This window comes from Flavobacterium bizetiae (assembly GCF_024271895.1).
Taxonomy (GTDB): domain Bacteria; phylum Bacteroidota; class Bacteroidia; order Flavobacteriales; family Flavobacteriaceae; genus Flavobacterium; species Flavobacterium bizetiae.
The window spans coordinates 752,236-767,504 of sequence record NZ_CP091861.1; the positions used below are offsets into that span (position 1 = coordinate 752,236).

Annotated in this window: 9 protein-coding genes; 1 reads left to right on the forward strand and 8 read right to left on the reverse strand. The window is 33.6% G+C overall.

Annotation, left to right across the window (positions count from 1 at the left end; genetic code table 11):
- Nucleotides 1–54: 54 nt before the first annotated feature.
- From L0669_RS03555 to gdhA, 7 genes are all read right to left on the reverse strand, one after another.
- Nucleotides 55–435: a TraR/DksA family transcriptional regulator gene (locus L0669_RS03555; protein ID WP_007807070.1), complete on the reverse strand. Its 381-nt coding sequence runs from the start codon at nt 433–435 to the stop codon at nt 55–57.
- A gap of 7 nt (nt 436–442) precedes the next feature.
- Nucleotides 443–3,844, reverse strand: a complete 3,402-nt coding sequence (gene ileS / locus L0669_RS03560; RefSeq protein WP_263761373.1) for an isoleucine--tRNA ligase — start codon at nt 3,842–3,844, stop codon at nt 443–445.
- Between the two features lie 203 nt (nt 3,845–4,047).
- On the reverse strand, nt 4,048–5,967 hold the full coding sequence (locus tag L0669_RS03565) for an Atg14 domain-containing protein (RefSeq protein WP_263761375.1): 1,920 nt from the start codon (nt 5,965–5,967) through the stop codon (nt 4,048–4,050).
- 56 nt (nt 5,968–6,023) lie between these two features.
- Nucleotides 6,024–7,913: an outer membrane protein assembly factor BamB family protein gene (locus L0669_RS03570; protein WP_263761377.1), complete on the reverse strand. Its 1,890-nt coding sequence runs from the start codon at nt 7,911–7,913 to the stop codon at nt 6,024–6,026.
- A gap of 132 nt (nt 7,914–8,045) precedes the next feature.
- Nucleotides 8,046–8,759 (reverse strand): DNA repair protein RecO, encoded by a 714-nt coding sequence (gene recO / locus L0669_RS03575; protein WP_263761379.1) that lies wholly within the window; start codon nt 8,757–8,759, stop codon nt 8,046–8,048.
- 319 nt (nt 8,760–9,078) lie between these two features.
- A complete protein-coding gene (porZ, locus tag L0669_RS03580; RefSeq protein WP_263761381.1) occupies nt 9,079–11,361 on the reverse strand; it encodes a type IX secretion system anionic LPS delivery protein PorZ in 2,283 nt (760 codons plus the stop codon).
- A 131-nt stretch (nt 11,362–11,492) separates the two neighbouring features.
- Nucleotides 11,493–12,836 (reverse strand): NADP-specific glutamate dehydrogenase, encoded by a 1,344-nt coding sequence (gdhA, locus tag L0669_RS03585; protein WP_173970488.1) that lies wholly within the window; start codon nt 12,834–12,836, stop codon nt 11,493–11,495.
- A 326-nt stretch (nt 12,837–13,162) separates the two neighbouring features.
- On the opposite strand from gdhA, the gene L0669_RS03590 reads away from it, so the two are divergent.
- On the forward strand, nt 13,163–13,957 hold the full coding sequence (locus L0669_RS03590; RefSeq protein WP_173970489.1) for a THC0290_0291 family protein: 795 nt from the start codon (nt 13,163–13,165) through the stop codon (nt 13,955–13,957).
- 86 nt (nt 13,958–14,043) lie between these two features.
- Here the strand turns inward: L0669_RS03590 and L0669_RS03595 are convergent, their stop codons facing one another.
- The gene (locus L0669_RS03595) at nt 14,044–15,186 is read right to left on the reverse strand and encodes a cystathionine gamma-synthase (protein ID WP_263761383.1); all 1,143 of its coding nucleotides are present in this window, start codon (nt 15,184–15,186) and stop codon (nt 14,044–14,046) included.
- Nucleotides 15,187–15,269: the final 83 nt, after the last annotated feature.

The window sequence follows — 15,269 nt, forward strand, 5'->3', positions numbered from 1 at the left end:
ATTAAACAAAAAAAAAACGCCCCTAAAAGGAGCGCTTATTTCATTTGATATTTATTATCGTTGCAAGTTCTTCGCTTCGATACTCATTGTTGCATGAGGAACGATTTTAAGCCTTTCTTTGCCAATTAATTTACCAGTTACTTTACAAATACCGTAAGTTTTATTTTCTACACGGAATAATGCGTTTTTTAGGTCGCGTATAAACTTTTCCTGTCTGATAGCTAACTGTGAGTTTGCTTCTTTAGACATTGTTTCGCTTCCTTCTTCAAATGCTTTAAAAGTTGGAGAAGTATCATCTGTTCCGTTATTCAAATCATTCATGTAAGCACTTTTTATTAAATCCAGATCGGCTTGTGCTTTTTGTATTTTATTTTGGATTATTTCTTTGAACTCCGCTAAATCAGCGTCAGAGTATCTTGTAATTTCATCTATCATTTTATATTTATTTTGAAATTAATATCATTGTTTTTATATCATCAAATTCAATTTCTGTGCCGTTTTCTAAACTATCCACAAAAACCAATTCATCTGTTAATGTCTCAGACTTAATATAGTCTATATTTTTTAGAATTGCTTCTTCTAAAATACCGTTTCGTTTTATTTGAACTTTAATTTTATCTGTAACTTCAAATCCGGAATCTTTACGGATATTTTGAATTCTGTTTACTAACTCTCTTGCGATACCTTCGTTTTTTAATTCTTCAGAGATTGTAATATCAAGCGCAACTGTTATTCCGTTTGAATTAGCAACCAACCAACCTTCGATATCCTGAGATGTTATTTCGACATCTTCTAATGATAAAGTTACATTATTTCCAGCAATAACAATATCTAACGTCCCTTGCTTGTCTAACTGATTGATCTGATCTGGAGAAAAAGACTGTATCTCTTTGGAAATCAACCCCATATCTTTACCAAAACGTGGTCCTAACGCTTTAAAATTAGGCTTAATTTGTTTTACCAGGATATCTGAATCGTCATCTAAAAGCAGGATTTCTTTAACGTTTACCTCCGCTTTTACAAGCTCTGAAATAGCCAGGATTTCAGCTCTCTGATTTTCGTCAAGTACCGGAATCATTACCTTTTGCAAAGGTTGACGTACTTTTATCATTTCCTTTTTACGAAGTGATAAAACCAAAGATGAGATGGTTTGTGCCTTCTGCATTTTGCTTTCTAACGTTTTATTAACAAAGTTTTCGACAAATTCCGGGAATTTAGCCAAGTGAACACTGCTATATTGCTCAGATCCTGTTGAACTTGTTAAATCACGGTACAATTTATCCATGAAAAAAGGAGCGATTGGAGCGCTTAATTTACTGATCGTTAACAGACAAGTATAAAGCGTTTGGTAAGCTGCAATTTTATCATGAGCATATTCACCTTTCCAGAAACGACGACGGCATAAACGAACGTACCAGTTACTTAAGTTTTCCTGAACGAAATCAGAAATTGCTCTTGCTGCTTTTGTTGGTTCATAATCTTCGTAGCATTCGTCAACAAATTTTATTAAAGAATGTAATTCAGATATGATCCATTGATCGATTTCCGGTCTTTCGTTTAACGGAATTTCAGCTTCTTCATGTTTAAACCCATCGATATTCGCATATAATGAAAAGAACGAATAGGTGTTATATAAAGTTCCGAAGAATTTACGACGAACCTCAGCAATTCCTTCAAGGTCAAATTTTAAGTTATCCCAAGGATTCGCATTCATGATCATGTACCAACGTGTGGCATCAGGACCATATTCTTCGATCGTTTTAAAAGGATCAATAGTGTTCCCTTTACTTTTAGACATTTTGATTCCGTCTTTGTCTAAAACCAAACCATTCGAAACTACGTTTTTATACGCTATTTTATCAAAAACTAAAGTTCCGATAGCGTGCAGGGTATAAAACCATCCACGAGTCTGATCGACACCTTCAGCGATAAAGTTCGCAGGAAAATCTTTATTCTCGTCTATTTTATCTTTATTCTCAAAAGGATAATGCCATTGTGCATAAGGCATCGCTCCTGAATCGAACCAAACATCAATTAAATCGCTTTCGCGTTTCATTGGCTGTCCTGAAGCCGAAACCAACGTAATCTGATCCACTACATTTTTGTGTAAATCGATTAAATCATAATTTGATTCAGCCATATTCCCGATTTCAAAACCTTTAAAAGGATTTTCTTTTTGAAAACCTGCTTCGATAGATTTTTCGATCGCATTGTACAATTCTTCTACAGAACCAATAAGAACTTCTTCTTTTTTGTCTTCAGTTCTCCAAATTGGCAACGGAATACCCCAATATCTAGAACGAGATAAGTTCCAGTCGTTGGCATTTTTCAACCAATTTCCAAAACGTCCTTCACCAGTAGACTTAGGCTTCCAATTGATAGTTTCGTTCAGGTCGAACATTCTATCTTTTACATCGGTTACTTTAATGAACCAAGAGTCTAGCGGATAATATAATAACGGCTCATCAGTTCTCCAACTGTGTGGATAACTATGTACGTATTTTTCAACCTTAAAGGCTTTATTTTCTTCTTTTAATCGAATAGCGATCTCAACATCTACAGAACGTTCTGGAGCTTGTCCCGCATCGTAATATTCGTTTTTCACGTATTTACCAGCCAATTCACCTAAGTGTGAAGTGAATTTTCCTTGTAAATCTACTAAAGGAACTGCTGTTCCGCTTTCGTCAAGAACCAACATTGGCGGTACTTCCGGCTTAGCTTCTTTTGCTACTTTAGCATCATCAGCACCAAAAGTTGGAGCGGTATGTACAACTCCTGTTCCATCCTCTGTAGTAACGAAATCTCCCGCAATTACTCTAAATGCATTTTCAGCATTTTGATATGGTAATACGTAAGGCAATAATTGTTCGTAACGAATTTCTACTAAATCAGCACCTTTTGCTTCTGCTAAGATTTTGTACGGAAGTTTTTTATCTCCTTCTTTTACATTATCAAAATCAGCATCATCTTCACTTAGAAAAAATCCTTTTCCGAATTGTTTTCCAACTAAATTCTTAGCTAAAACAACATTGATTGGCTCAAAAGTATATTGATTGAATGTTTTTACTAAAACATAATCGATTTTTGGTCCAACTGTCAAAGCGGTATTCGATGGCAATGTCCACGGAGTTGTCGTCCATGCCAAGATGTGAATATCACCATAACCTTGTAAAAAGCTTGGTAGCGTTTCCGGCAAAGTTTTGAATTGTGCTACAATCGTAGTATCTGTAACATCTCTATAAGCTCCGGGCTGGTTTACTTCGTGAGAAGACAATCCTGTTCCTGCTTTTGGAGAATAAGGCTGAATTGTATATCCTTTGTACAACAAACCTTTATCGTAGATTTGTTTCAAAAGCCACCAAACAGACTCCATATATTTTGGTTTGTAAGTAACATACGGATCTTCCATATCTACCCAATATCCCATTTTTTCGGTCAAATCATTCCATACGTCCGTATAACGCATTACGGTTTTTTTACACGCTTCGTTATATTCTTCGATCGAAATTGTTTTACCAATATCTTCTTTTGTAATTCCAAGTTCTTTCTCAGTACCTAATTCTACAGGTAAACCGTGAGTATCCCAACCGGCTTTTCTTTTTACCTGAAAACCTTTTTGAGTTTTATATCTGCAAAAAATATCTTTAATCGCACGTGCCATCACGTGGTGAATTCCCGGCAAACCATTTGCTGAAGGCGGACCTTCAAAAAATACGAAAGGCTCTGCTCCTTCGCGAGTAGTTACACTCTTTTCAAATATATTTTCTTTCTTCCAAAAATCAAGTACTTCTGACGCTACTGTTGGCAAGTCAAGTCCTTTGTATTCAGTAAATTTTGTGCTCATTTTATCCTTTTCTTAAACGAGGTGCGAAAGTAAGGAATTTTGGATTATTGACCGCCACTTTCTTGAAATTTCACAAACTTTTGTTGAGATTATAGATACAAAAACAAAAGAATTGATTAGTTTCCGGTTCTGAACTCAAAAAATCGAGTCGAAAAAACCAAAAACCAATCAATTCTAATTATTCTTTTTTATTAAAGTAAAGACTATTTAAATCCTCCGAAATAAACTTCTTTCATAAAAATTCTATTACCAAATACAGGATTTATTTCTACTTTTTCCCGGATTTCCTGATAAAGGGTTTCTCCGTTAAAATCTTCGATTTCGTAATTAATCTTATGCGGAATTTTTCCGGAATTTAATGTCGCAACAGGTCGGTAATCTCCAAAAAGTTTTCTTTCGAAAAAGCTTTTATTTCCGTTATCAAATTCTGTTTTCTCCGTCGAAACTATATTATAATTTTCTTTATCAATAAAAACATGATAATCTGTTTTAGGAATTGTTCTGTTACCTGAACTCAACGTTTTTTCAAAATAATTTAAATGATAACACAATCTGCCTTCGTACATTTCATCTGGCAAAAGCTCAAAATTATTCCATAAATCAAGTCTCAAATCGGTTAAGAAATTGATTAAGTCGACATTTTTAGACAAATTGCTATAATCGTACGAAGTGAGTTTTGCCCATTTCGCATTTACACCACTTTCGCGATCGTCATGACTCCATGCTTCTGCGCCGTTTACGATTTCATAATAGCTTTCCGGCATTTTCTTTCTAAGAAGATAATTGGTGTTTGTGGCCCATTTTTCTTCTGTTTGAGGTATCTTATTTCCTTCTATAGAAAGTTTAGAAAACAAATGTGTTTTTTCAACTTTCTTCAAAGCCTGACTTCCTCCTAAATTATCTATTACTTTAGCAAGCAAATTTGCGTTAAGCTGATAAGGTATCGAATCAAGCATATTGTATCGTTGCATTTTTGATTTTTCTAAATGCGCTTCACGATTCGATTTCTCTACTTCCCATTCAGCATCTTGTAGCTGTATTTTTTCAAAAAAAGCCAATCTTTTTTCTTCTTTTTCTTCGGCAATTTTAAGTCCCAGCTTTTTAAGCTCAGCAAAACGATTGGTATGGCTTCTTATTTTTTTCTCAACAAAATTCCCTCTATTAACCCTATCTATAATTGATGATCCTCGAGAATCCAGTTTATCGTTTTCGATAAGCAAATTAGCATATAACAATGCTTTTTCTTTATTTTCGAGCAGTAAATATGTTTCGGCTAAATTATTTGTAACAATAAATCGGATATATTCGTTAGCAGGCGAAAGCGGATATTTAACCAACAAACTTTCCAGATATTGCAAATGCGGCGCCAGCAACTTCTCATCTAACCCTTTTTCTAGAGTTACTTTCTCCATCTGAGCAGTAATTTCTTTTTCAAAAGCCAACATTTGATTGTATTCTGAATGTCCTTTTGAGGTTACGAATTCAAACCTTTCTTTTGATTCGCCCGTTGAATATCCAAATTTATAATTTAAAAAGTCCTGGATTCTGATAGCTGTTTTGAAAATAACATTATCAAACCCAAGTCCCACATCGCTGTAATCTGAATCTTTTACTGCTGCTCTTACTTTCTTATCCTGATCTGAAGCTGCAAGTTTCATCGCTCCTAAACTATTCCCTACAGTTATTGAATAGGATTCTGAACCTCCAAAATCCTTAGTCAGTATTATTTTATCACCATACTTAACATCTAGTTTTACATTCGTGATGTAATTAGAATGTGTACCATAAGTCCATTTATTTTCTTTCTTATTAAAAGTACTATCTACTTGCGTATCTGTATACCTGGGCAAGGCAAAAGTCAAGTAAATTTTAAGCTTCCCGTTTTCCGGATCTTTTATATATCCTTTAATCTCAAAAAAGTGCTTTTTTAAATTCGATTCTTCTTCCTGCAAAGATTTATCCATTTGATAAAAAGTGGTCTGTGTCAGCACATTGTCGAGAACAGGAAATTCTGAATATTGAATAACCGGAATATAAAATTTCTTTTTCTTCGAACTTATTTTTTCTTGTGCCTGAATTGAACCAATTACAAGCAAAGCAATTAAGAGTAATGTTTTTTTCATAGGCAAAAAAAAAGCCACCAGAAATAAATTCTGATGGCTTTGGGGTTTTAATTTTCTTATTTTTTATTGAAAATTTGAATAGATTTATCAGACACATAAAAAATATTTTGTGTCGCAGGATCTACTTCATAAACTGGTTTATTGTTGTTGAAAATGATTTTATCAACCTCAACTCCATCAACTTTACTCACTTTTACAAGAATTTTTTCTCCAGAATCTGCTTTTGCAAAAATATAAGAGAAGTCTCTGTTTTGTTTCATTGCATTAAAACGAGAGTTAAATTTAGCTGCTACAATACCAAGAGCTGCTGACCCGGCTGCATAAGCTTTTGCCTGATCCTTATTTGTCTGATCTCCTTTTGCAACTGCGGTTCTCATGTTACCGTCAGAATCGCGATATGTCATAGTGATATCAGCACCTTTTACTGAACTTACTGCAGAACCAACACCTAAACCAATACTTCCTGCAATTGCAGCACTTTTTAGAAGACGTCTTGTTCCTTCTCCAGGCTGTGAATAAGTAAGGTGATATTTAACTGTACCATCCATATTAACCCCCATTACTTCAAGCGGTCCTGAAAGCACAACTCCCCAAGGAAATAATTCGATACTGTTTAATTCTTTCTCTTTTTTGATATTTACTTTAGCAAATGGTTCTGGCTTATCGCTAATGCTTGGATCAAATTTGTACAATTTCTCATCATTATATACTAAGTAAGAGTTTGTAGCTTCGTCGTAAGTTGGTAAAACCGGACGATCTTTTTCAAACTTAATATTACGTTTCCAAAGTTTAACTCCTGTTTTGTAATCAACCATGTTTCCATAAGTCCCTGTAAGGTACATTACTTTTTCACCCACTTTTCCTAAATAGTAAATTGGATCTTCTTTATCATCAGAAATTTCGATGAATTTTTTCCAAAGCTTTTCTCCGTCTTTGTTAATAAGCATCATTTCATTTTCTGCAACATATAAGAAATCCTGATCGATTGGAATTACTCTTTTCAAACCATCTCCACGAGCATCTTTTTTCCAGATTTTTTCTCCTGTATTTAAGTCAAAAAAGTTAAAACCACTATAATGAGCAATTAATAATTTTGTTCCCCAATCTTCTAAATAAACAACACGTTTTGTTTTAATAGATTCTTTCCAGATACTTTTTCCGTTTTCTGTATTCAAAACATTCAAATATTCTTTAGCAGCAAATAAACCTTTACTATTTACAACTACAATATTTTTATCATTTTGAGTTAAAAAGAATCTTGAATAATCTTCTTCAGCTTTCCAGTTTAATTTTCCTGAATTTCTGTCGAATGAATATAGTTTTCCGTACAATAAATAATAGATTACTGATCCGTGTACGGTAGCTTTATTTGTATTTGAAGATTCTTTTAATGAAAAACTGAATAATGATTTTGCTTTATCTACAGTAGTATTCCATTTTAATTCTCCTGTTTTCATGTCTAATAAAGCAATTGCCATATCACCGTCTTTTTTCAGCGTAAGCAAATACTCATCTGTTTCAGGTATAAAATCTGACTGCATTACCCAGAAAGATTCTTTTGAAGAATTGTAAACTACCTTACCACTATCTGTATTGATGATGATATATTTACTATTGATGTAAGCCTCTACATAAGGACTTCCCGGAACACTTGATAAATCACTTTTTTCTTTAAAAAGTTTTCCAAAATCAGGATCAGTCAGGATATCACCTGCCGAAGTTGATCCAAAATCATCTTTTGTTAATGTCCAAACAATTTTTTTAGTCTCAGGATCTAAACCTTTTACAGTTCCTCCTTCTTTAAAAACAACAATTCCTGTTATTTCATTTTGAACCATGTCTTTTACACTGTTCTCTGTGGTAATAATTTCGTCGTATTTTCTTTGAGCAGTTGCCGAAAAAGCAACTAAACAAACCAAAATAATCGAAAAAGTAATTTTCTTCATAATAGCTTTTTTTCGTTAAAAAAAATTAATAATTATACTGGGGTTTTTGGTAATGAATTCACTTATTAAAATAATAATTAAGATAATTTTAATAAAAATTCACTGCGCAAATATATAAAAATAGCATTCAGTTTAAGAAAAAATTTCTTTCAGAATATCAAGTGATTTTGGCTTTTTAAAACCGTCTAAATGGAAGCTGTAATAATCGATCAAAACCTTCAATAAAACCTGTCTTTCAATGACATGAAAAACTTTTTGAGTATTATCAAACTTGAGATCAATTAGTTTTTTAAAGAGGCTGGTTTCATGTTCTGTCAGAGCGCTCATACCATGAATAGGAGTAAACACACCATCGTTCATTTCGAAGTAGGGCAAATCGATATCTGACACATCAGGATAAAAACCTAAATACTTTGTAATTTCTAAAAGTAAAATCAAGTGAAAATTAGAAATTTCGTCATGATGATCGAGCCAGGTCAAGGCAGTTTCTAAAAACAAAAATAGCGATTCGTTTTTTTCTTCTTCCTGAATAGAATAATGCAGCATCTCAGACAAAAACATGACCATAGTGCTTTTTATAATATCGGTATGAATGCTCTGAAAAGGAACTGCGCTTTTTATTTCTTTAAAATTTTCTAAAGTCCCTTTGTTTTTATGCACCGCTTCGATCTCAAGAATCGACAAAGGCTGAAAGTAAGCAATCTTTTGACTGGCTTTTCGACTCGAAAAAGCATCGCGCACAAAATAAGACTTCAGGCCGTTTGAAAGCGTAAAGCATTTTACGATCAGACTTTTTTCCTGAAATTTTAATGATGAGATTACTATGGCTTTGGTTTTGACCAGCAAAATTAGATTATTAGATTGTTAGACTTTTTAGATTTTAGATTTTAGATTTCAGATTTTAGATTTTAGATTTTAGATTTTAGATTTTAGATTTTAGATTTTAGATTTTAGATTTTAGATTTTAGATTTTAGATTTTAGATTTTAGATTTTAGATTTTAGATTTTAGATTTTCTAAAAAAATAAAAATTGATTAATCAATTTTTATTTTTTTAGAAAACTGAAACTGAAACTGAAACTGAAACTGAAACTGAAACTGAAACTGAAACTGAAACTGAAACTGAAACTGAAACTGAAACTGAAACTGAGACTGAGACTAAAAAACTACCTTATTATCATTACTTTTTTAACTTTAGTTTCTCCGCCATCTTGTGCCGAGATAAAAATCATATATACTCCTGAAGCAACTTTATAGCGTCCGAAAGCGGTGGTATCCCATTCTATTGTTCCTCCTGTCGAAGTGGTTTCGTATACTAAATTACCTTCGATATCAGTGATTTTAATATTGGCTTTATCAATTAATCCTGCGACTTTTACTGTTCCTGAATAATTGGGACGGACGGGATTAGGATATACATATGCATTATTTAAATCTTCGTTTGCCTCGGTAGCGATTCCTTTAAAGGAAACCATACCTTTATCTGTAGCAAAAAAGACCTCGCCGGTTGCGCTATTAATTTTAATATCATTAATAACATTACTTGGCAAAGGCGAATTATTAATAGTAAAATGATATTTTGTTTCCTGACCGTTTGGCGATACCATAAAAACTCCAGAATCTCCGGTTCCAATCCATTTATTATTAGCACCATCTACAACAATCACATTTATAAATTGCTCATATAATAATTCCTGCGCCAGGTTATCATCCATGATAATAATTGGATTTGCTTTTAACTGACTATCGGTTTGAAAACTCCCAACATTCGACAAAACCCTTAATCCTTTTATGGTACCAATCCATAACTGGTTTTTAGTATCAACAGCAACAGACCGAACATCTGCGGTGGGCAAGTTCCCCACATCTGCACCAAACGTTATTTTTTTGAACGTATTGGTACTTTCGTTAAAACCAATTACACCTTCTCTATTCGTGGCTATCCACTTTGTATTATTTTTGTCAATAACAATATTGGCATAACTGGCAAGTTCAGCATTATCAAGAATGGTTGCTGTAGAATAACTTTGCCATTGTCCATTGGTTTTTAAAACCTTTAAACCATTTTTAATTCTGCTATTGGTAATCCAAAGGTTTCCTGATTTATCAAAAGCAGTTCCGTTAATACGAACATCTATATAATTAGGTCCTTCGGTGGTAATACTTTCTAAACCACTATTTTTTTCATTATATAAAAATGTAGGCACATCCTGCTCAATCTTTAATAAACCTGAGAAAAATGAACTAGCATAAACTTGTTTATCATTGTTGGGATTTACAATAATACGAGTCATTGATTTTGCACCAAGAACATCTTCATAAGGCAAATTAACCCATCCCGCACTATCATATTTACTTATCCCGTAACTGTCTAATGGATAAGGATTATAAGATGATGTGTAATCTCCGTAAACTGTCCAAAGTACATTTGGCGCTACATCGAGAGAGAAAATATTATTTCTTACCGGTCCCGGCGGCGTATTGCTCTCGAAAGTTGAAACATTTGATAATGTCGACGAAAACAATCCTTTTTCTTTTGTTCCGATGTAAAGCAAATCGCCAATAGCTGTAGCACAAGTAAAACTTAATGTATTGTCTAAAACCTGAGTATTGGCAATCTGACGGTTTAAAACCATTTGATTGTTGTAAACAAAAACAGTATTAGGCGTTGTAACAAATAATTTATGATTTACAGTGCGCATATCTGTAGAAGCTTGCGGAAGCTGCAAAAATCCAATAAATGTATTCGAATTATAACGATGAATATATCCGCCGGAATTTATGGCGATAAGTGTTGTATCTAAAGTTTCTACACTCGACCAATCTCCTGAATTTACCACAGTCCACTGATTAAAATCGATCAGGTTGGCATTGGTACTATTTGCTTTTCTGATTCCGTTTGAAGTCGCTGCATAAATAAATCCGTCGAAATAAGCCGTTTGTCTTATACTGATTTCGGCACCATTGTCACCAATAAAATAAGTGTCTCCAAACTGTGATGTCGTTAAATTAAATTGCACAATTCCAAAATCACACGAAACATAAACCAAGCCGTTATGTTCCATAAAATGATTTATTTTTTTAAGGTTTGCCGGTAATTGTTTATTGATGATATCAACGACTTTCAAAATACTGCCATCTTTTTCATTGATCACAATCATCAAACCGTTTTCGTAACCAATTATAGTTTTTTTGAATCCTTCGCTATGATATAATGCTGAAATGGTCTGACCTGATAGTCCGTCAACGGTGGTAGTTATTTTGATGTTTTTTGTAGTCGTATTTTTAGAAAACAATGCATTTTCTGAAGCCGCAAAAATCGTTGTTGGAGCTTCTGAAATATCTTTTATTTCATTAAATGAAAAATAACTCTGCCATGACAATTTATTCTGAGCGAAACTAAATTGAAACAACAGCAAAAACAAAACATACAGAAAACTTCTCTTCATTACTTACGATATTCGGATAGACAAATATACTACAAACGAAAGTATTTGATTTTTGTTCTTTATAAATAAAAAATGCCTCCAATCATCTTTTAAAAAGACAAATGAAGGCATCTTAGCATTGTAATTAAAACTTACACTACACCCTGAGCAAGCATAGCATCGGCCACTTTTACAAACCCTGCAATGTTCGCTCCTTTTACGTAGTTCACATAGCCATCTTCTCCGGCACCGTATTTTTTACATTGGTTGTGAATTCCAACCATGATATCTTTCAATCTCAAATCAACTTCTTCACTCGTCCAGTTTAAACGAATAGAGTTTTGCGTCATTTCTAATCCAGATGCAGCAACTCCTCCAGCATTTGCAGCTTTACCAGGAGCAAAAAGCACTTTATTATCTAAAAATAATTTAATAGCTTCTAATGTCGAAGGCATATTTGCAGCCTCTGTAACACATAAAACACCATTATCAATTAATTTTTGAGCATCTTCTCCGTTTAACTCATTTTGAGTAGCACATGGAATAGCAATATCAACTTTTACTTCCCAAGGGCTTTTTCCTTTATGGAAAACAGCATTTGGATATTTCTTAGTATAAAGTTCAGCTCTGTTATCTCCGGTTGCTCTCATTTCAACCATATGTTCGATTTTTTCACCAGAGATTCCTTCTTCATCATAAATATATCCATCAGGTCCTGAAATAGTAACTACTTTACCACCTAATTCGTTTATTTTTAATGCAACTCCCCAAGCAACATTTCCAAATCCTGAAATTGCAACTCTCTTACCTTTTAGATCATGACCTATGGTACGAAGCATTTGGTCTGTAAAATAAACCACTCCATAACCAGTAGCTTCTGGTCTGATTAACGAACCTCCGTAAGCAAGTCCTTTTCCGGTTAAAACTCCGGTAAATTCATTTCTGATTCTTTTGTATTGACCAAATAAATAACCAATTTCTCTGGCTCCAACACCAATATCTCCTGCAGGAACATCAAGATCCGGACCAATATGACGACATAATTCTGTCATAAATGATTGGCAGAAACGCATAATTTCTCCATCCGATTTTCCTTCAGGATCAAAATCAGATCCTCCTTTTCCACCACCCATTGGCAATGTTGTCAAACTGTTTTTAAATACTTGTTCGAAAGCAAGGAATTTTAAAACAGATAAATTTACTGTATGGTGAAATCTGATTCCACCTTTGTAAGGTCCGATTGCAGAGTTCATCTGAATTCTGAATCCTCTGTTTACAATTATTTCTCCTTTATCGTCAACCCACGGAACTCTAAAAATTATAGATCTTTCCGGTTCAGCGATTCTTAGAAGTAAATTTTTTCCATCGTATTTTTTTCTTTCTGCGATAAACGGAATTACCGTTTCTGCAAATTCTCTAACCGCCTGAAGAAATTCTGGCTCGTTTGGATTTTTAGACTCAACAAGAGCCATAAATTCATTTATTTTTTGTTCCATTTTTAAATAAATTATTCAATAAATAGTTTATAAATTTCAAGTCAATAATATTAAAAAACACGTTTCAAGAAAACGTTTTCGTAATGACGCGCAAAGATAAGGCAAAACAATCATGGTTTGTTAATATTTTTCGTTTTTGAAGCAAAATTGTGTTATTTCTAAACAATCCGAAAAATAAGATTTTACACTATTGAATTTGTATGAAATCATCGCACTTAAAGTTAGTTATTTAAGCTTTTTGTTACTAAATTTTTAATACAACTATTTATATATTTTGTTTAGACAAGGTTTTTTATATATTTGCCATGATTTGAAAGCCCAAAAACATGCTCAAACCTATAATAATCACGCTATTCGCCTTATTCGGAATACCTACAATTGCAAATGCACAATCGAGCCTAGCTCAAGAAGTAGGAATAATATTCGGACCTTCGTCTTTCCAATCTGATTTTGGTCAAAGAAATAATTTTGACACAAATATTGGAAATACAGGTTTTGGAATTGGGATTGTTCACTTCATAAATTTTTCTGCCAATAACAACAGAGAAAGTTTTTTTACCGAACATTTTAAAGTAAGATCTGAACTTTCTTTTAACCAAACCAAACTGGAACATTTTGGAGAATGGGTTGATAACGAAAAAAAGAAAAATCTTGTACGCCATCTTAGAGCAATGCATGGCACTTCTACGTTAGTAAATCTTGGAGCTCAATTAGAATTTTCTCCTTTTATGAAAATTCATGATTTCGAAAATACAATTGGTAGTTTTAGCCCGTATATAAGTTTAGGTTTTCAGGTGAGTTATTACAAAACCAAAGTCGAGTCAAGATTAGGCGCATTAGGACTTCCTCTCACAACGTATCCTAAATACTTAACTCCTTCTGATGGTCGCCAATTTGGTTTTTCTAACGAAAATGGTTTAGTTTTATCCGGAACAGCAGGTGTTGGTGTACATTATAAACTAACGACAATGAGCGATTTAATGTTTGAGGTTCGTTATCAGGGGTACGCCTCTGACTGGGTTGATGGTTTAAATCCTAATAAAGATCTTTATAAAGAAAATAAATCAAACGATTCGCAAGTTTGGTTCAATGCAGGATACATTTATTACTTAGAATTTTAAACAAATCCTTAAAAATATAAAATCCCAAATTCCATAATCATTACGATTGGAATTTGGGATTTTTTTTATTTTAGAATTTTATTCTGTTATGCTAAAGCTTGCTCGATATCTGCAATTAAATCTTCAGCATCTTCGATACCAACACTCAATCGAACTAAATCGTCAGTAATACCAACTTCAGCTCTTTTATCTGCCGGAATAGAAGCATGCGTCATTAAAGCCGGATGATTGGCCAATGATTCAACTCCACCTAAAGATTCTGCCAGAGTAAAAACTTTTAGCTTTTCTAAAAACGCAATAGAATCTTCTTTTTTACCTGATTTAAAAGTAAACGAAACCATTCCGCCAAAAGCTTTCATTTGCTTTTTAGCAATTTCATGAAACGGATGGCTTTTTAAACCCGGATAATAAACCGTATCAATTTTAGGGTGATTGCTTAAAAATTCAACCACTTTTTCTCCGTTTTCGCAATGTCTCTGCACTCTTAACGAAAGTGTTTTGATTCCTCTTAAAACCAAAAAACTATCCATTGGCCCAAGTGTTCCTCCAGTTGCAAATTGTTGAAAGTGTAATTGCTCTCCTAAAGCTTCATCTTTTACGATCAAAGCTCCCGCAATAACATCAGAATGTCCGCCTAAATATTTTGTAGCCGAGTGCATTACAATATCAGCTCCTAAATCAAGAGGTTTTTGTAAATATGGCGTTGCAAAAGTATTATCTACAGCAAATAAAATGTTGTGTGCTTTGGTAATTTTTGCTACTTCTGCAATATCAGCCAATTTCATTAATGGATTTGTTGGTGTTTCAACCCAAATCAGTTTTGTATTTTCGCTGATTAACGATTTCAATTTCTCGATATCAGTCATATCAACAAAGTGAAACTTAATTCCTGAATCTTTATAAATCCTAGAGAACATTCTATACGTTCCTCCGTACAAATCATCCATTGCAATGATTTCGTCACCTGCTTTAAACGATCTTAAAACACAATCTGTCGCTGCTAAACCAGATGAAAAAGCCAATCCGCGAGTACCATTTTCTATACTTGCCAAAGCATTTTCTAAAGCCGTACGAGTTGGGTTCGACGCTCTGCTATACTCATAATCCGCCAAAGGTTTTCCCGGACTTGTTTGTATAAATGTTGAAGTTTGATACACCGGCGGCATAACAGCTCCTGTACTTGGATCATGATGCTGACCACCATGTATTACTTTAGTATTGAATTTCATATAGTTACAAATTTTAAATGCTTAAACGTGGTACAAATTTACCGTTAAATTTATTTTAATCCTGACACAACTTCTTACCTTTG

Bases quoted from the DNA above. Each gene is read 5' to 3' on its own strand.
- L0669_RS03555 (WP_007807070.1), bottom strand. From the start codon at position 435: ATGATAGATGAAATTACAAGATACTCTGACGCTGATTTAGCGGAGTTC.
- ileS (WP_263761373.1), bottom strand. From the start codon at position 3,844: ATGAGCACAAAATTTACTGAATACAAAGGACTTGACTTGCCAACAGTA.
- L0669_RS03565 (WP_263761375.1), bottom strand. From the start codon at position 5,967: ATGAAAAAAACATTACTCTTAATTGCTTTGCTTGTAATTGGTTCAATT.
- L0669_RS03570 (WP_263761377.1), bottom strand. From the start codon at position 7,913: ATGAAGAAAATTACTTTTTCGATTATTTTGGTTTGTTTAGTTGCTTTT.
- porZ (WP_263761381.1), bottom strand. From the start codon at position 11,361: ATGAAGAGAAGTTTTCTGTATGTTTTGTTTTTGCTGTTGTTTCAATTT.
- gdhA (WP_173970488.1), bottom strand. From the start codon at position 12,836: ATGGAACAAAAAATAAATGAATTTATGGCTCTTGTTGAGTCTAAAAAT.
- L0669_RS03590 (WP_173970489.1), top strand. From the start codon at position 13,163: ATGCTCAAACCTATAATAATCACGCTATTCGCCTTATTCGGAATACCT.
- L0669_RS03595 (WP_263761383.1), bottom strand. From the start codon at position 15,186: ATGAAATTCAATACTAAAGTAATACATGGTGGTCAGCATCATGATCCA.